Annotated in this window: 18 protein-coding genes, 2 pseudogenes and 1 riboswitch; of the genes and pseudogenes, 10 read left to right on the top strand and 10 right to left on the bottom strand. The window is 39.9% G+C overall.

Annotated elements, in window-relative coordinates; genetic code table 11:
- The 5 genes and pseudogenes from ANA7108_RS28565 to ANA7108_RS30810 form a co-directional block, all read left to right on the top strand.
- Window positions 1–562 (top strand): cation diffusion facilitator family transporter (locus tag ANA7108_RS28565; protein ID WP_016949699.1); only part of this gene is annotated, 562 nt, incomplete at its 5' end.
- 165 nt (window positions 563–727) lie between these two features.
- Window positions 728–1,048 (top strand): hypothetical protein, encoded by a 321-nt coding sequence (locus tag ANA7108_RS28560; protein ID WP_016949698.1) that lies wholly within the window; start codon window positions 728–730, stop codon window positions 1,046–1,048.
- Between the two features lie 19 nt (window positions 1,049–1,067).
- Window positions 1,068–2,495, top strand: coding sequence for a glycoside hydrolase family 15 protein (locus ANA7108_RS26800; protein ID WP_016949697.1), 1,428 nt, complete (start codon window positions 1,068–1,070; stop codon window positions 2,493–2,495).
- 96 nt (window positions 2,496–2,591) lie between these two features.
- Window positions 2,592–3,446, top strand: a complete 855-nt coding sequence (locus ANA7108_RS26795; RefSeq protein WP_237741483.1) for a transposase — start codon at window positions 2,592–2,594, stop codon at window positions 3,444–3,446.
- A pseudogene (locus ANA7108_RS30810) lies at window positions 3,442–4,083 on the top strand (transposase); the annotation flags it as partial. The gene ANA7108_RS26795 and the pseudogene ANA7108_RS30810, both read left to right, overlap by 5 nt.
- 88 nt (window positions 4,084–4,171) lie before the next feature.
- On the opposite strand, the pseudogene ANA7108_RS26785 reads toward ANA7108_RS30810, so the two are convergent.
- The 4 genes and pseudogenes from ANA7108_RS26785 to ANA7108_RS0105110 all read right to left on the bottom strand — a co-directional run.
- Window positions 4,172–4,670 (bottom strand): annotated as a pseudogene (locus ANA7108_RS26785) (transposase); the annotation flags it as partial.
- A gap of 88 nt (window positions 4,671–4,758) precedes the next feature.
- Window positions 4,759–4,953 (bottom strand): hypothetical protein, encoded by a 195-nt coding sequence (locus ANA7108_RS0105120; protein WP_016949696.1) that lies wholly within the window; start codon window positions 4,951–4,953, stop codon window positions 4,759–4,761.
- 6 nt (window positions 4,954–4,959) lie between these two features.
- Window positions 4,960–5,139, bottom strand: a complete 180-nt coding sequence (locus ANA7108_RS0105115; protein WP_016949695.1) for a PCP reductase family protein — start codon at window positions 5,137–5,139, stop codon at window positions 4,960–4,962.
- Window positions 5,140–5,266: 127 nt separating this feature from the next.
- The gene (locus ANA7108_RS0105110) at window positions 5,267–5,707 is read right to left on the bottom strand and encodes a hypothetical protein (RefSeq protein WP_016949694.1); all 441 of its coding nucleotides are present in this window, start codon (window positions 5,705–5,707) and stop codon (window positions 5,267–5,269) included.
- Window positions 5,708–5,861: 154 nt separating this feature from the next.
- On the opposite strand from ANA7108_RS0105110, the gene ANA7108_RS0105105 reads away from it, so the two are divergent.
- Window positions 5,862–6,086, top strand: coding sequence for a DUF433 domain-containing protein (locus ANA7108_RS0105105; protein ID WP_016949693.1), 225 nt, complete (start codon window positions 5,862–5,864; stop codon window positions 6,084–6,086).
- A gap of 147 nt (window positions 6,087–6,233) precedes the next feature.
- Here the strand turns inward: ANA7108_RS0105105 and ANA7108_RS0105100 are convergent, their stop codons facing one another.
- The 3 genes from ANA7108_RS0105100 to ANA7108_RS0105090 all read right to left on the bottom strand — a co-directional run bounded on the left by ANA7108_RS0105100 (window position 6,234) and on the right by ANA7108_RS0105090 (window position 8,967).
- Window positions 6,234–6,701 carry a hypothetical protein gene (locus tag ANA7108_RS0105100; RefSeq protein WP_016949692.1) on the bottom strand — a complete coding sequence of 156 codons (468 nt, stop codon included), beginning with the start codon at window positions 6,699–6,701 and terminating at the stop codon, window positions 6,234–6,236.
- Window positions 6,702–6,787: 86 nt separating this feature from the next.
- On the bottom strand, window positions 6,788–8,161 hold the full coding sequence (gene thiC / locus ANA7108_RS0105095) for a phosphomethylpyrimidine synthase (protein WP_016949691.1): 1,374 nt from the start codon (window positions 8,159–8,161) through the stop codon (window positions 6,788–6,790).
- Between the two features lie 8 nt (window positions 8,162–8,169).
- Window positions 8,170–8,267, bottom strand: a riboswitch (TPP riboswitch).
- Between the two features lie 226 nt (window positions 8,268–8,493).
- Window positions 8,494–8,967, bottom strand: coding sequence for a DUF2726 domain-containing protein (locus tag ANA7108_RS0105090; RefSeq protein WP_026103992.1), 474 nt, complete (start codon window positions 8,965–8,967; stop codon window positions 8,494–8,496).
- A gap of 401 nt (window positions 8,968–9,368) precedes the next feature.
- Between ANA7108_RS0105090 and ANA7108_RS0105085 the strand changes: the two genes are divergently transcribed.
- Window positions 9,369–9,788 carry a GxxExxY protein gene (locus tag ANA7108_RS0105085; protein ID WP_016949689.1) on the top strand — a complete coding sequence of 140 codons (420 nt, stop codon included), beginning with the start codon at window positions 9,369–9,371 and terminating at the stop codon, window positions 9,786–9,788.
- A 47-nt stretch (window positions 9,789–9,835) separates the two neighbouring features.
- Here ANA7108_RS0105085 and ANA7108_RS0105080 read toward each other — a convergent pair whose 3' ends face one another.
- Window positions 9,836–10,624 (bottom strand): Uma2 family endonuclease, encoded by a 789-nt coding sequence (locus tag ANA7108_RS0105080; protein ID WP_016949688.1) that lies wholly within the window; start codon window positions 10,622–10,624, stop codon window positions 9,836–9,838.
- 230 nt (window positions 10,625–10,854) lie between these two features.
- Entirely contained in the window at window positions 10,855–12,492 is a 1,638-nt protein-coding gene (locus ANA7108_RS0105075; RefSeq protein ID WP_016949687.1) for an alpha/beta hydrolase, read from the bottom strand.
- 446 nt (window positions 12,493–12,938) lie between these two features.
- On the opposite strand from ANA7108_RS0105075, the gene ANA7108_RS0105070 reads away from it, so the two are divergent.
- The 3 genes from ANA7108_RS0105070 (at window position 12,939) to ANA7108_RS0105060 (ending at window position 17,073) form a co-directional block, all read left to right on the top strand.
- Complete coding sequence (locus ANA7108_RS0105070; RefSeq protein ID WP_042490808.1) at window positions 12,939–13,565, top strand: rRNA large subunit pseudouridine synthase E; 627 nt, start codon at window positions 12,939–12,941, stop codon at window positions 13,563–13,565.
- A 357-nt stretch (window positions 13,566–13,922) separates the two neighbouring features.
- Window positions 13,923–15,815: a serine/threonine phosphatase gene (locus ANA7108_RS0105065; protein ID WP_016949685.1), complete on the top strand. Its 1,893-nt coding sequence runs from the start codon at window positions 13,923–13,925 to the stop codon at window positions 15,813–15,815.
- Between the two features lie 16 nt (window positions 15,816–15,831).
- Window positions 15,832–17,073: an FHA domain-containing serine/threonine-protein kinase gene (locus ANA7108_RS0105060; protein ID WP_026103990.1), complete on the top strand. Its 1,242-nt coding sequence runs from the start codon at window positions 15,832–15,834 to the stop codon at window positions 17,071–17,073.
- 49 nt (window positions 17,074–17,122) lie between these two features.
- On the opposite strand, the gene ANA7108_RS0105055 is transcribed toward ANA7108_RS0105060, so the two are convergent.
- Window positions 17,123–17,341, bottom strand: coding sequence for a DUF4327 family protein (locus ANA7108_RS0105055; protein ID WP_016949683.1), 219 nt, complete (start codon window positions 17,339–17,341; stop codon window positions 17,123–17,125).
- Between the last annotated feature and the right edge of the window lie 390 nt (window positions 17,342–17,731).

Here is a 17,731-nt window from a genome sequence, read left to right as displayed (position 1 = left end):
GAAAACAATCTTTGCTGCAATGGGAGCTAACTTAGCAATCGCTATTACTAAATTTATTGCTGCTTTCATTACCAATAGTTCAGCGATGATCTCTGAGGGTATTCATTCACTAGTAGATACTACAGATCAATTATTACTTCTGCTAGGAATTAGCATGAGTCAAAAACCAGCAGATGATAGTCATCCTTTTGGTTATGGTCAAGAACTTTATTTCTGGACTTTCATTGTTGCTATCTTCATCTTTTCTATTGGTGGCGGGATGTCCATTTATCAAGGAATTACTCATTTAATAAATCCTAGTCCTTTAGAAAACCCCATCTGGAATTATATTGTCTTAGCTATCGCAATATTCTTTGAAGGCTTTTCTTGGACTATAGCTTTAAAAGAGTTTTTGCCAACCAAGGGTAAACAAAATTTCTGGCAAGCAGTTAGAAACAGTAAAGATCCGACAGTATTCACGATCTTATTTGAAGATTCTGCCGCAATTTTAGGTTTACTTGTCGCTTTGATCGGCATCTTTTTAGGTCATTTATTTGATAATGTTTATTTCGATGGTAAGTAGAAAGGCGCAGAAAAACAGAAGTATGTAACGAAACGTAAAGTTGCCTAAAAACCTCTTCCCTCCTGCCTTCTGCCCTCTGCCTCCTGCCTTGTCATAACGACAATTTTTAACGCCGACCTACTTATCGCCTCAATTATTATTGGCATTATTTTAGCGGTTGTCGCCTTGGTATTAGCAAGAGAAAGTAAAGGATTATTAGTTGGGGAAAGTGCAGATCCTCAAACCGTAGCTAATATTCGTTCTTTATCAAAAACAGAACCAGGAGTACAAACAATCATCCGGGTGCTAACAATGCACCTTGCGCCACAGGAAGTATTACTTAATTTAGAAATTCAATTTTCCCAAAATCTTACAAGTGAAAAAATAGCATTAACTGTAGATAATTTAGAAGCAAAAATTCGCCAACATCATCCAGAAATTAAACAAATTTTTATAGAAGCTAAATCTTTAAGTTCCGTTGGCAAATCTTCTCAACCTTCTCAATAAAATTTGTTAATTTGTTAATATGAAAATTCTTGGACAAAAAACGGCTTTTGGCTCACCAGGCATTGATCCGCGCTGGACTCATGCCAATAAAGATGGAGTCGGAACAGCTTACTCTACCTCCAGTCACGTTTGGTTTACTGTTTGGAACGGTGTGATTACTGAAGTTTACTATCCCACAGTAGACAGACCCCAAATTCGAGATTTGCAATACCTAATTTCTGATGGCAAAAGCTTTTTTCACGAAGAGAAACGCCATCTTCAATCAATCACAGAACCTCTATGCACTAATAGTTTAGGATACCGAATCACTAATTCTGATCCTCAAGGACGTTATGCTGTCATTAAAGAAGTGATTGCCGACCCCCATTTATCCTGCATTTTACAACACACAAAAATCACAGGAGAGAGTGAGTTTATTTCCCAACTCCAGTTATACGCTTTGTGTGCGCCACATTTGGAAGTTGGAGGTAGAGGTAATAATGGTTACGCTGTAGAAGTTGCTGGACATCGAATCCTGACAGCTGAGAAAGGGGGTACATGGTTAGCAGTAGTGGCAACAATTCCCTTTACCCGTCTTTCTTGTGGCTACGTTGGTGAAAGTGATGGTTGGACAGATTTAGCTGATAATTTTCAGATGGATTGGGAGTTTGATAGCGCTGTAGATGGCAACCTGGCTCTGACTGGAGAACTAAATTTAGATAGCACTAAAGAGTTTACTTTAGGATTGGCATTTGGAACAACATTTCACAATGCCATATCTACATTATTTCAATCACTCAATATTCCTTTCTCAGAACAGAAGCAACACTATATTAAACAGTGGAAGCTATCGCGCGATAATATCAAACCATTAGAGAATCTTTCCTGTGATCATGGCGAGTTGTATCACAACAGCATTAGTTTATTGTTAGCACATGAAGACAAAACTTATCCTGGTGCTTTAATCGCTTCCCTGGCTATCCCTTGGGGTGAAGCCAAAGACGACCAAGATCGAGGAGGATATCACCTTGTCTGGACGCGGGATATGGTCAGTAGTGTAGCAGGTTTAGTGGCGGCTGGGGAAATTGATACGGCAGCGCGATCGCTCATTTATCTGGCCACCAGTCAGCAGGAAGACGGCGGTTTTGCCCAAAATTTCTGGGTTGATGGTGAACCTTACTGGCAAGGTATTCAACTGGATGAAGTGGCATTTCCTATTTTATTAGCATGGCTATTACACCAGCAAAATACTTGCTTAAACTTTGATATTTATCCCATGATTTTACGGGCGGCGGGTTATTTAATTCGTCATAGTCCTGTTACCCAACAAGAACGATGGGAGGAATGTAGTGGTTATTCACCTTCTACCCTAGCTTGTAACATTGCTGGCTTAATCTGCGCTGCTCAATTTGCGCGTGAACGTGGGGATGAAACAACAGCAACTTTTATAGACTGGAGTTTAGACTAAATCGGTGATGTTCAAGAAAAAAAAGGGGGTCTGATTGAATACAGACCCCCTTTTGGCAGAAGCTGAGAAACGAACTACCATTACTCACCTGCCAATATGAAACTTGCCAGATTAGAAGAATTCCGTCAAGCAGCCTACCAACATTTAGGCAAAGCGAAAGACGCTACCTTTGAATTGACAGATGCGATATTACTGACTCGAAATGTTTATTGCCTAGCAGAGTTGTCCTTATCGCCAGTATTTAGACGCAAGTGGCCAAGCATCTATGAGGCGCTACAAGATAGCAGACCACAGCGACAGAAATTGATGCAGCTATATATCAAACAGATACCAACTGTGGAGCGACCTCTATTGGCAGGAGATCATACGAACTGGTCACGACCAGATGCAGTCAAACTCAAAGAAAGAACTTATCAACATAGTGGCACATCCATCGCCGGAAATAAACCAATAACTGTAGGACAGGGATATAGCACAATAGCCTGGATACCAGAAAAAGAGGGGAGTTGGGCATTACCTTTAAGACATGAAAGAATCACAAGTGCCGAAAGTCCAATTAGCAAAGCAATTTGGCAACTCAAACAGGTGTGTAAATATTTTCCTACTAGACCAATTTCCGTTTGGGATAGTGAATACGGTTGTGCGCCGTTTGTCTTAAAAACTGCCAGTATTCCCGCAGATATTCTGGTTCGGTTGCGTTCAAATTTGTGTTTATGGGGTGAACCGGGAGCTTATTCTGGTAAGGGACGACCCAAAAAACATGTTCAAGAAGGCAGGAGGCAGAGGGCAGAGGGCAGAAGGAACCAATTGGAAAGGGATTGTGACCCCTCCCAATCGGAAGCTCCCAAATTTTCGATTTGGGAGGGGCTTCATACCCTTACTCCTTTCAGTCGTGGGCAGAGGAGACATTCCTTCTGCCTCCTGCCTCCTGCCCTCTGCCTTTACCGGTGATAAATTTAAACTCAATGAGCCAACAACATGGAGTGAAGCGACATCTGTTTTGGAAATAAATGACTCAAAATTAGGACGTGTGCGTGTGAGCTTGTGGAAAGATTTACACTTCCGTAAAGCTGCTACACACCCAATGTTAATCATCAGAGTTGAACGTCTGGACGCGCAAGGTAACATGAGGGTATCCAAACCTTTATGGTTGGCTTGGGTAGGAGAAGAAATACCACCTCTAGAAGAAGTTTGGTCTCTTTACTTGCGTCGCTTTACGATTGACCATTGGTATCGCTTTTTGAAGCAGCGTCTACATTGGACAGTGCCAAACTTAAGCACTCCCAAACAATGTGAGAGGTGGAGTGACCTGATGCCTTTAATGACTTGGGAATTGTGGTTAGCTCGTGATATTGTTACGGATAATCCTCTTCCTTGGCAGAAATCTCAGGGTCATTTGACCCCTGGAAGAGTTGCTCAATCTATGGGTGGAGTTTTTGCGGCCATTGGTACTCCCGCCTCTGCACCCAAACCTCGCGGAAAGTCTCCTGGTTGGGAATCAGGAAAACAGCGTCACCGTAAAAACCCCTGCCCCATTGTTAAAAAAACAGTAACACGACCACGTAAAGAACCATCAGTTACTGTTTAATACCTAAGATTATTCATAGTTTTACGAAGTCTCTGATTAACTCAGCCCTCCTGAGTCTTTTTTCATGCCTTAGTCTAAACTCCAGAAAATATTTACACACCTGTTTGAGTTGCCAAATTGCTTTGCTAATTGGACTTTCGGCACTTGTGATTCTTTCATGTCTTAAAGGTAATGCCCAACTCCCCTCTTTTTCTGGTATCCAGGCTATTGTGCTATATCCCTGTCCTACAGTTATTGGTTTATTTCCGGCGATGGATGTGCCACTATGTTGATAAGTTCTTTCTTTGAGTTTGACTGCATCTGGTCGTGACCAGTTCGTATGATCTCCTGCCAATAGAGGTCGCTCCACAGTGGTATCTGTTTGATATAAGCTTGCATAAATTTCTGTCGTTTGGTCTGCTATCTTGTAGGCCGTCATAGATGCTTGGCCACTTGCGTCTAAATACTGGCGATAAGGACAACTCTGCTAGGCAATAAACATTTCGAGTCAGTAATATCGCATCTGTCAATTCAAAGGTAGCGTCTTTCGCTTTGCCTAAATGTTGGTAGGCTGCTTGACGGAATTCTTCTAATCTGGCAAGTTTCATATTGGCAGGTGAGTAATGGTAGTTCGTTTCTCAGCTTCTGCCAAAAGGGGGTCTGTATTCAATCAGACCCCCTTTTTTTTCTTGAACATCACCGATTTAGTCTAAACTCCAGTAATAAACCTAAAGGTAGATTTTCTTGAGTTTGATCAGAAAATGGTTCAAACCAAACATCAATTTCTTGAACTTCGCTTTTCACCTTTTCGCTTTTTTTAATTGTTCCTAGAGGTGTCAATAATTCCTCCAGATATTCTTTAGCGAATTGATCATGAGATTGTCGAGTCATGATATGTTAGTCAAATTTTTTATTAAATTGTTGCTTAACCTGTTCATAAATTTCCAGAGTTATGAGAGATATACTATTATCTTGAGCATAGGTTTCAATCTTCTTCCGAGCAAAGGGACGAATAAAGAAAGGGATTTCTTTTATTTTCTCTTCTGATTCAGCAGTCCATTTAATTTGTTCACTCATAGATTTGTAGGGTGTTGATATTAGAGATTGCAATTCATACACAGTTGAACAATTAATATTGTTATGCCTGAAAACTCTTTTTGAATAAAGTTTTCAAATTTTGCATCTTCTAAATTAAAAAAGATGGTTATTTAGACAGGCTTAAAGTGCAAACCTGCTGTAACATTTTTTCACTGGCAACACTATCAGCTTCAACTTCAAAATATTGAGGCCAATAATCTGTAACAGAAGTATAGGTTTTCCATCTAGCATTAGCAGTTAATCTGCCATTATCACAAGATTTGGTGTATGCACTTCTTTTTTTATCACCAATACTGTAGTCAAATACAACAACTTTTACCTTTGGGTAATTATCTTTATTGCTATAGAAACCATCTTGATTATTGAGAGTATCATCAGCTAACATGATTTCAGATTTAACACTGCTTTCATTTAGTTTTAGTATCTCACCGCTATGAGTTTTACCAAAATCTACCCACTTGTCTTGATCTACTTGAGCAAATACAGGTATTGTCAACATAGACAAAGAAGAAATTATGATTGCTGTCGCAGATTTAATTAGTTGCATGATTTTATGAATCTAAATTTCTCATGAGATATCATCAACTTAAATATACACAATTTCATGATTTTTTGGCGAACTGATCATGAAATTGACGCGTCATTTGATTATATCAAAAATCATGGTACAATATTCTTTATGAAAATCACTAATTAACTCAATGAACGAACTATTAACTCGTATTACACAAATACCTGGTCAATGTGGTGGTCGTCCTTGCATTCGCGGAATGAGAATTAGAGTTAGCGATATTTTAGAAATGTTAGCGGAAAATGTCAGCGTTAGCGAAATTTTAGAAGACTTTCCTGATTTAGAACCGGAAGATATCCAAGCTTGTCTTGTGTTTGCTGCACGACGGACTGAATTTGTGCGTTTGACAGCATGAAAATTTGGATTGATGCACAGTAAGTTTTTGCCATCTTCCCTAATAAGCCTAAAGGTAAATTTTCCTGATTTTGAGAAGAAAATATTTCAAACCAAATATCAATTTTTTGAACTTCACTTTTAACTTTTTCGCTTTTTTTAATTGTTCCTAAAAGTGATCTTTTAACAACAGAAAGGAATGGAAAATGTGGGTTTGAAAAGCTTTTAAACCACCATCTTTATCCCAACGAGCCTTAAAAGTGGGCAAGTCCTGTAATTTCATCATATTTCCACCCTCATAGCGGAGAACCGCTGAATAATCAAATATTTTATCCGCTCTTGCTGATTCGGGTGGATTAACAAAATCAATAGCCCAAAATACCTCAACAATTCGGTATATGTTGTAATCACCTTTCCAATCTTCACGTTCAGGCTTATAGTCCATAACTCTTACCAAATGAGTGACATATCCGCGTTGTCTGAGCAAAATTAAATCGTCCTTTTCTGGTTTACGAGCATCCTCTTCATTGTCTTTCCAAGCCAGTTTGAAGAGATCATAAACTTTGCATTGTGAATATGCCCAATCACCATCGTCACGTCTCACGTTTTTAGTCCACTTCAAAAGAGATAAATCCATATTACTTATCCAGTAAATTTTAAGAGTATATTGAGATTTCAAATCCCCGACTTCTTGAAGAAGTCGGGGATTTTGTTGTTTAATACTTAAACTTGCGCTACAGGTTCTTTAGCCAAAAACTTCTCCAACTCAGTCAAAGCATCAGCATCAACCTTAGTCTGCATTGGACAGAACTTAGGACCACACATTGAACAAAACTCAGCGGTTTTATAGATATCTGCTGGTAAAGTTTCGTCGTGATATTCCTTCGCTCTTTCTGGGTCTAAAGATAACTCAAATTGACGATTCCAATCGAAATTATAGCGAGCTTTAGAAAGTTCATCATCTCTATCTCTAGCACCAGGGCGATGTCTAGCAATATCCGCAGCATGAGCCGCAATTTTATACGCAATTAAGCCATTACGCACATCTTCAGCATTAGGTAAACCCAAGTGTTCTTTAGGAGTCACATAACACAACATCGCTGTTCCATACCAACCCGCCATAGCTGCGCCAATCGCTGAGGTAATATGGTCGTAACCAGGAGCAATATCTGTTACCAAAGGACCGAGAACATAGAAAGGTGCTTCTGAACACTCTTCCATTTGCTTGCGGACGTTGAACTCAATTTGATCCATAGGAACGTGGCCGGGACCTTCCACCATGACTTGGACATCATGTTCCCAAGCCTTGCGGGTGAGATTTCCCAGAGTTTTCAGTTCTGCTAACTGGGCTTCATCGGAGGCATCATGGGTACATCCTGGGCGCAGGGAGTCGCCTAAACTGAAGGAAACATCATATCTTTTAAAAATCTCAATGATGTCGTTGAAATGGGTATAAAGGGGGTTTTGTTTGTGGTGATGCAACATCCACCGCGCCAAAATTCCGCCACCACGAGAAACAATTCCTGTCAGACGGTTTCTGACTAAAGGTAAATGTTCAATCAAAATTCCTGCGTGGATAGTTTGATAGTCTACCCCTTGCTGGGCGTGTTTTTCGATGATGTGGAGAAAGTCGTCAGCGGTGAGATTTTCGATAGTGCCGTGAACGCTTTCTAAAGCTTGGTAAACTGGAACTGTGCCAATGGGAACAGGTGAAGCGTTGATAATTGCGGTGCGAATTTCATCTAAATTACCGCCACCTGTGGACAAATCCATGACGGTATCTGCACCGTATTTTACTGCCAAGTTGAGTTTGTCAACTTCTTCCTGCAAGTTGGAGGAGTTGGGAGAAGCGCCGATATTGGCGTTAACTTTGCAACTAGAAGCGATACCAATGGCCATCGGTTCTAAGTTAGTGTGATTAATATTCGCAGGGATAATCATCCTTCCCCGTGCCACTTCGGCGCGGATTAGTTCAGGAGGAAGGTTTTCCCGCTTGGCAACGTATTGCATTTCTTCAGTGATAACACCTTGACGTGCGTAGTACATTTGCGATACGTTAGCTTGTCCACGTCGCTTGGCTACCCATTCTGTACGCATTATGAAATTCCTCAAATAAACAGCTTCCCTCCGCTGGTATTACCCAGACTCAGGTGTTAAGGGTTTGATCTCAGCTTAGTTTTCCCAAGCACCCCTAGCATGGTGTAGATTGTAGCATTTTGGTTTTGGATGGGGGGAGGGATGTTATGAATTGTGAGGATGGGGGGATAGAGGGTTTGTGGTTGGTTGCATAACCCGCCTTGGGTTGAAACCCCAGGCTAATAGCTAAAGTCCGTTAAAACGGACTCAAATCTTTTCTTTTTCCAGTCGTCTTTAGACGACTTTTGTTATTAGCCTTGCACTTCAGTGCTAGGCGGGTAAGTAAATAATTACTACGCTATAGCTAGAACATTAGTAAAATTATCCGGTTCGCAATAGTTTCTAATTAAGGCTTTGGCATTTTCTCGTTTTTCACCTGTGAATAAGTTAAAGATTATTTCTTCATTCTGAGAGTAAAGATGTAATAAGCCAAAGTCTTTAATTCGTGAATAGAGTAATGGAACTCCTGCCAATGTTAGTAAATTTAATTTTTTATTATCACGCTCTCTTGCTTTATCATTATCATGATATGTAGATTGAAATTCTACAACTAAACAAGGTTTATAGTCTTTGTTTGTAATGAGAGCATCTACACTGGAGCTAAAGAAGAAGTTTCTGAGTTTAATATCAAGGCTGCTACCTAATTCACGAAATGAGCATAAGCTTACCTGTGTATGAATTTTATAATTCTCATCTATGCAGGTTTGGAGAAATTCTAACATTCTTTCTTCGTAAGGGTTTACAAGCCTTTTTGGGTTTACAGACATTAGTTTCTCGCCATTAGTATTTTTGCAAAATGGTTAGCGGGAGTTTGGTATTTTGGATGAATAAATAAGCATCAAATAATATTCGTTCTAAATTCCTTTTAATATCAACAACTAAAAAATAGCAAAATAATTAATTGAAGGCAATATTAAATTAAATCGTGCCAGTGTCAGAAACCAATAAAAAACCACGTAATTTCGTTGTTTTTACAAAAACCATGTAAAAATTACCAACGCCTGAAAGCAAGCATGAATAAGGGATTTAAATAAATCCATAAGATTAAATCGTGCCACAATCATGACTTCACAGTAAAAATCTATGGATTAAACTATTGACTTTTGTAAAAAAATATGTAAAGTCTTACAACAATACCAATATCCTGAAAACAAGCAAGGATTATGTGATGAATACGAACCACAGAGGCACAGAGGACACAGAGGTAAGAGATTTAGGACAGGATATAAATGAGCTTACGGGGGAGGTTATTGGGGCTGCAATTGAGGTACACCGGGTTTTGGGTCCTGGGTTTTTGGAGGAAGTGTATAAGGAGGCACTGGTTGTTGAATTTATGATTCGGGGTATACATCATGAGGTTGAAAAGTCAATAAGTTTGACATATAAAGGACATGATGTAGGTAGAGGTAGATTGGATTTTTTAGTTGCAGACTTTTTAGTTGTGGAATTAAAAGCTGTACAAAACCTAGCCCCCATTCATGAAGCTCAACTTTTGTCCTACCTTAAAATCACTAACCTTTCTTTAGGTCTTCTCATCAACTTTAACGTTTCCCTGCTCAAAGACGGCATCAAACGCATCATTCTTTAACTCTTCCCTCTGTGTCCTCTGTGCCTCTGTGGTTCGTTCATTACCCCTCAAACCTCGTCCGGGTTAACCCCCAACTCACGCAACCGTTCCGCTAAACGTGCGGCTTTTTGCTGTTCCTGTTCTAACTGAGATGTTAATTCCTGTGCTTCAGTAGATAACTGTAGGCATTTCTCACCACTATGTAACAATAAATTCCCTTGAATATCCCACCAACGTAACCAAGGCGCTTGCATATTATTATACTTTCCTTCCCAAATGCCTAACTCTACACCTAAAGGTAAAATAGGATAATGACCTCTTTCATTAGCTGTAACTAACTGATAATGACCATCAACTAGGTGATAAACTTCAATACTGGCTTTTTGTACCTCATAAATGCCATAAAACGGTACTCTTATTGCTTGTTCATATACCCAAAATTTACCACTTATGGGTGTTTTATCTCGTTCTTCTGAACCATCACCAGAAACAAATTCTAAAACTATTAAAGGTGCTATGTATTCCTGCCACAATACATAAGAACGGCGAAATTTACCGTTTAACATTGGTGGTACATTGGCTACATAAAACCAATCTGGTGCTTCTGCGCCTTTTTCTGGAGGGTCAGTTAAACGCCAGTAAATACCGCAATCTTGACCGATCGCATATTGTCCATCAGAATGTAGTTGTTGCAATACGCTGTTAATAGAGTCAGTTAGCAAGATGCTTTGAGGATGTTCTTGAAAATTTTGACCTACGGTACGCTTCGCTAACACGAATGTTCCATCCGACTCTGGTAACTCAGTATGGTCGGGAAGATGAATAATGTTTAATTCAGTAGATTTAGCAAGAGTCATAGAACTGGGGGTTTGGGTTAAAGACTCGGTTGCATCTATTCTAGTTGAATATTATGATACTACAGTGCGATAGCGAAGCGCTCCGTAGGAATCGCTCTTTCTAATTACGAATTACGTTAGCGTTCACGCAGTGTGCCGTAGGCATAGCTCTCCCAAATTACGAATTACGAATTACGAATTACGAATTACGTTCGCGTAGCGTTTCCGTAGGAAATATTACGAATTACGAATTATTTAACTGCTTCTTGAAGTTGCTCTGGTGTCAAAGATTGAACTAAACTCAATGGTAGCGGTTGCCGACTAATAGTATTAACATAATCTGCACTCAAGTAAGGCAAATAACTTGGCTGTTCAGCAACATAGGTTTGAAAAAAGGGAACACTTAAAGCTTTAACATAACTGCGTGCTAATGCAGGACTTGAACCAATTACTTGCATAGGAACAGGTACAGCTGCATTCGGTGATTCTGCAATAGTAGAAAAGTGTGTGCCACCATTAATCATCACTAAATACTTATTTGCTGTTGTTAACCAAGTAAAAGGTATAATTTGTTCTGGTAAAGCCGGAGCAATTGTATCGGCACTGCCAGATATAATCATCACCGGGATTTTAATTTGGCTGAGACTAGCTTTCCCCATAATACTGCTATCTACAGGGTCAATTGCAATTATCGCTTTAACTCGTGGATCAAATAAATTATATTCTTTATTTGGTAAATTTATGGCCAAGCATTGAAGTAAAAGAGAAATATTTATTGTATTTTTTATATCTGGGCAATCTTTTTGTAATTGCTCAAAATCAATTTCTGCACCTGCTAATGCTAAAGCTGTATAACCACCAAAAGATTGTCCGACAACTCCTATTTGTTGGAGATTTAAACGCCCTTTAAATTCTGGGTTATTTTGAGACAGCCAAGTTAATTCATCTAATAAATACTTGACATCTAATGGTCTGTCAATGAATTCTCTGGGGTTAGTTATTGTTTGTGCTGTGCCTGACAATAGTGCTTGAAATTGTTCTGCATTACTACCAGGATGCTCTGGAACAGCTACTATAAAGCCTGATTGAGCTAGATGTTCAGCCAGGTAAGCAAAACTGTTTCTGTCAGAACCAAGTCCGTGGGAAATGACAATAATTGGACGTGGATTTGAGATATTGGGTAAATAGATGTCGGCAGGGAAAGTACGGTTCCGAGATTGGTCATTGAGAATGATTGTTTGCTTTTGCCAAGTAAATTTTCTGGCTTTTTTGATATCTGCTAAAAGTTTAGAAGTTAGATTAGATGGAGTTGATTGTATTTGCGATTGTTCGTTAATAAGTGCAACTGCATTCTGGGTTTGATTTACTAAATTCTGTAATGTATATACAATTTGCAAACTCTGGTCTAAATTAATTAAAATTGAGTTTGTGGGAAATTTGCGTAATACATTTAAAAGCGTAAAATTATTTTGATCTGTGGCTGCCAAAATGAGTGCTGCCCGAATTGCATAAAAACCTGATAAATGAGATTCTGTTTGAATAATTTCTCCCAAATTTTCTAATAATTTCTCACCAATTGGTGTATAAAGAAATTGGGAAATGTTGACTATATTCAGGGGAATACGAGTTAATAAAACGTTACGCAATTGAGTTAGTTGTTTTTTGTTAGCATATCGAGCATATACAGCTAAATCATCATCAATTTTCCCTGTTTTCGCATATTTTTCCAGTGCATTAATTGGTATAGATTGCTCTAAAATGCCGTAAAAAAGGGTTAATCGTTCTGCACCTAACACAGGATAAGCTGTTAGTGTTGGTAATAAACCTATACTCAAAACCCTGCAAGCTAATTTGATCCAAACAACCCGTTTAGTTATGAGATTTTTCATTAAAAGCTACCTTAACCGGATACCAACTGAAGCTCGTCTTTTGGAAACTTTTCCCATGCTTGTTTTCAATGAGTTGGTGCGGGATTATTAGGATCATAAACCACAATTACATTCGACAACTTTCTCCCCGCAGGAGTTAAAATTTGACCAGGAATTTTAGATTTTAGATTAAAAAAAATTTGGTATGGGTTCCCCGTCCTGAATGACGGCAAAATACTCGCTGCGCTGCGTAGGCTTCGCTAACGTAAATCCCAAATCCCAAATCCCAAATTTTCAAGCTCTACACTTGAGGTTTAGGGTGGAGTTAATCCCAAATCCCAAATCCCAAATCCCAAATCCCAAATCCCAAATCTAAAATCCAGTGACCAATAATTCTTTCATAGTACAAGCCCCCAAATTTATCAGTGGAATCAATCCCAAATCCCAAATCCCAAATCCCAAATCGGATAACCAATGACCATAAGTATATTATTTTTCATAAACCCTATGGAGTTTTGAGTCAATTTACCCAGGAATCCCCCAAACACGTTACCTTAAAAGAATATATTGATGTTCCTGATGTTTATCCGGTGGGGCGTTTGGACTGGGACAGTGAAGGCTTACTGTTGTTAACCAGTGACGGACCATTACAGCATCGTCTATCTAATCCCCTGTTTGGTCATAAACGCACCTACTGGGTGCAGGTAGAACGTATTCCTGATGCAGAGGCTATCAATAAATTATGCACAGGGGTGGAAATTCAAGATTATCGGACTCGTCCTGCCCAGGTTAAACTACTTTTAGAAGAACCACAAGTGAGCGATGCCTGCGGCTGGCTACGCGAACGCAACCCCCCGATTAGATTTAGAAAAAATATCCCCACAGCTTGGCTAGAAATGACCCTCACAGAAGGGAAAAACCGCCAGGTGCGACGCATGACTGCGGCGGTAGGGTTTCCGACTTTACGATTAATCAGGGTCAGTATTGCTCACTTACAACTAAATGGTTTACAACTAGGTGAATGGCGCGAACTAACTCCTGTGGACATCAAAATTTTGAAAAAATCCCTGTCGGCGAAATACACTTTAAGTTAGCTGTCTGTCCATATCATCTAGCCTAAGCTTCATTTAGCTCAAGAAAAAAGATGGAGTAGTGATGCTAATTTAAATCAGTCCAAAAAGATTGCTACTATTTGGCTGCTACAGTAAACCAGCCTAGCGGAACGAATTGTTTGTGTCGTAGTCTCAATACAGATAGTTCAGGGCTACTGAAAGCCTACACTTTAGCTTCTTGCTGACAGTGTGGGTAGTTTACAATTATATACTGCCACCAATATTCCCTGGTGAATCCACAATCTCTTATATATCTACTGTAGTCAGGGTCAGTTAATTGTGGCACTTTGGATCTAGTGGCTAACAGCACTTTAGAAGGAAAATCGAGGAACTTCCACTATGCTGATTTGCCCTCACTGTCAATTTGAAAACCCTAATGACAATAAATTTTGTCAAAATTGTGGTACTTCCCTAATTCACAAGGACTGTCCTCAGTGCAGTACCCAAGTAGCTTTGAATATACAACACTGTCCTAACTGTAATGCGGAATGTGGCACAATTTGGTGGGCAATAATTACTCAAAAGACACCTATTGCCATTTTAGAAGATGGGGTGAGTAATTCTTCTTTGCTCTCACAATTGGCGGTAGGCTCATTTTTAGACCCACAGCAACGTTATCAGTTATTGGAGTCGATACCATCTCCAGTTATGGCTATGAATGTTGAAGTTCAAGTCAGGGTTTTAGATTGCCGACCCTATCAAATATCACCCATTGAGGCTATGCTCGAAAATGATCCAAAGGGGTTGATGATGCCACCTGTGGGTGTAGGTGGAATACCTAGTTTTGCTAAGGCTTATATTGCATTACCAGCAGAAATTCCAGCAGGGATACCAAGAATTCATGATGCCTGGGAGCAAGATCATATACAGGTTATACTCGTTGAAGATCGTTCTGATTGGCAGCTTTTAGCTAATTTGTGGCAAGATAACACAACACATCCATTACAAATTTTGCACTGTTGCTATCAGATGATTCAACTTTGGGCGGTACTCGAACCATTGAATTGTCGCCAAAGTTTGTTGGAGTTATCGAATTTGCGATTGGATGAAGACCAAACTTTAGGATTACAACGGTTGTATGTGGAAAAATCTGCTGGGAATTTACCAAATATAGAACAACCTTTAAATATCAAAGCTTTGGGGCGGTTTTGGGAAAATTTATGTAGAGAATCCCAACGTACTCACATTGGCTCAGTTGTGCATATGTTGGAGGATTTAGAAATCGGTAAGATTGAAACGTTGGCACAATTGCGATCGCGTTTGGAAGAAATAGCCTCAGAAATAGAATTACCCACACAACCAGATTTTAGCACTATGGAGGACAACTATACTACTGCATCCAATGATGATGCAGAAGAAGTCAATGATAGAAATGAAGATGCACCGACAATTCTATTGTCAATGCAGTTAAAAACTGTAGAAGATACAGGACGCACTGATGTAGGTCGTCAACGGAATCATAACGAAGACTACTTTGGCATTGAAACCAACCTGCAAAAGGTGGAATTACCCAGAAGTCGGACTTTGCAAGCACGGGGTTTATATGTTCTCTGTGATGGTATGGGGGGACACGCTGGAGGGGAAGTAGCCAGTGAGTTAGCAGTGAAGACTGTGCAACAATACTTCCAAGAAAAATGGGTTTCTCAGGAATTACCCACGGTAGAAACTATCCGCGAAGCAGTTTATTTAGCTAATCAGAAAATATACGATCTCAATCAACAAGATTCCCGTTCCGGCGTTGGGCGGATGGGTACTACCTTGGTCATGTTATTAGTGCAGAATACCAAGGTAGCGGTAGCTCATGTGGGAGATAGTCGTCTCTATCGTCTGACTCGTAAGGGGGGACTAGTACAAGTTACTGTAGATCACGAGGTTGGTCAAAGAGAAATTAGCAAAGGAATAGAACCCAGCATAGCTTATGCCCGTCCTGATGCCTACCAACTCACTCAAGCATTGGGTCCACGGGATGAAAATTCACTTTATCCTGATGTGGAGTTTTTCGAGATTCATGAAGATACTCTTTTGCTGTTAGCTTCAGACGGTCTATCAGATAATGATTTATTAGAGAGTAACTACCAAACTTACTTAGAACCGCTGCTTAGTTCTGGCGTTAATCTAGAACTAGGTTTGAGTGACTTAATTGATTTGGCAAACGAATACAATGGTCATGACAACATTACGGGTATACTTGTTCGGGTAAAAGTTTGTCCCAATCAGCAAAGTTTTCAATAGACCGGGGAGTGTCAATGTGGTTACTCTGATCCTGTTGGACAGGCAACAGAAAACACCGCTTCAGCAGTGGTGCTTTGAAAATTCCACCGTGATCCGAATTGGTCGGGCGGTGGATAATCACGTTGTTTTAAATGATAATCTAGTTTCTCGGTATCATCTAGAACTCAAGCAAGTGAGTACTGGAAAGCAGGGTGATGCTTGGCAGGTAATTAGTCATGGGACAAATGGGACTTTCCTGAATGGTACTCTGATAAATAAAACTACATTGCCCAATAATTCCCTGTTGCAATTGGCGCAGGGTGGTCCAATCCTTAAATTCCAATTTCAGGAGATCCCAGAACCGAAGGCTTTACCTGGGAATGAAATTCAGAATGTCACTACTGCTTTCAATAGTTCTAGATGTACCCACGAAGGTAATTCCCCAAATAATCTTTTTTGCGTTCACTGTGGTGAACCTCTTTCCGTACAACAGATAATTCGTCACTATCAGGTGTTGAGAATTCTGGGACAGGGAGGTATGGGTACTACTTTCCTGGCTTGGGATGGCACTGGTTTGACTACGGGTGTACCGCAATTGTTAGTTTTAAAGCAAATGAATGCGGATATGGCTAAAATTGCTAAAGCCCAAGAGTTATTTGCACGGGAAGCTAACACTCTTAAATGTCTTAACTATCCAGGAATTCCCAAGTATTACGATTTTTTTGTGGAAGCTGGCAAAAAATACTTGGCGATGGAATTAATTCATGGACAAGATTTAGAAAAACGTATATATACTAACGGTCCGGTGACACCTAATCAAGCGATCGCTTGGATGATTCAAACCTGCGAGATATTAGAATATCTTCATAACCAAGAGCAGCCACTGATTCATCGTGATATTAAACCTGCGAATTTAATGGTGCGAGGTTATAACAATAGTGTTGTTGTATTGGATTTTGGGGCAGTGAAAGAAACTGGAACCGCACCAGGGACAAGGATTGGTGCCGAAGGTTATTGCGCCCCTGAGCAGGAACGCGGACAACCTTTGACACAATCAGATTTGTATGCGATTGGACCAACGCTGATTTTTTTGCTCACTGGCGAAAATCCTTTGAAGTTTTTCCGTCAAAAGGGACGAGCTTTTGGCTTTGACGTGAAAAGCGTACCTACCATTACTCCTCAACTCCGAGAAGTTATCGAGCGCGTTACGGAACCTTTGCCACGCGATCGCTACCAAACTGCTAAGGAATTGGCTCAGGCATTGCTTATTTGTCGGTGATGGGCAACGGAGGCAGTTATCAGTTATCACTGTCCCCCTTGCCCCATCCCTATTCTTCATCCCAAGTTTCTACTGCCAGTAGGTCACCAATTGGATCTTGCATACTAAAACCAAAGTCTTGCAGTTCCTGTTTCCAGTGCTGCCAGTCATTGCCGTATAGTAAAGCAATTTTCCAAATGCTATCGGTTGGCTTGATGATATTGGATTCTACGAGTGATTGCACGTTACGCTGCAATTTCACCATAGGGTGAATTACTTGCTGAGTCATAACCTCGATGTAGTTCAGATTTTATTTGGGTAAATGCTTAATCAAAACTGCTTTCCGTTTTGCCATTGTTACTTGTGCGTAGAGCGCTATATTCTGGCAAAGCTAGTTTCAACTCCTTGAGTATATCACAACTTATTCTGATAAATTGCTAGAAAATGAGGTTTTGTACGGTAATCACCACCACGGACTGTTACTTATGCCTAGCAGTCATTGCCAAAGCTGAGTTTAGAAGTTGGGGAGCATCCTAAATCAAATATATTATAAATTTATTTGAGAAAACACCAGCCTTAAACAACGCTATTCGGAAATTTTCAGCTTGGAGCAGAGAATTAACTCAACTCTAAACATTGGGTGATAGTTTCTGTGAGGTTGTGGGTAATCTCATAAATA

This window comes from Anabaena sp. PCC 7108 (assembly GCF_000332135.1).
Lineage (GTDB): Bacteria > Cyanobacteriota > Cyanobacteriia > Cyanobacteriales > Nostocaceae > Anabaena.
This window is presented reverse-complemented; position numbering and strand designations above follow the sequence as displayed.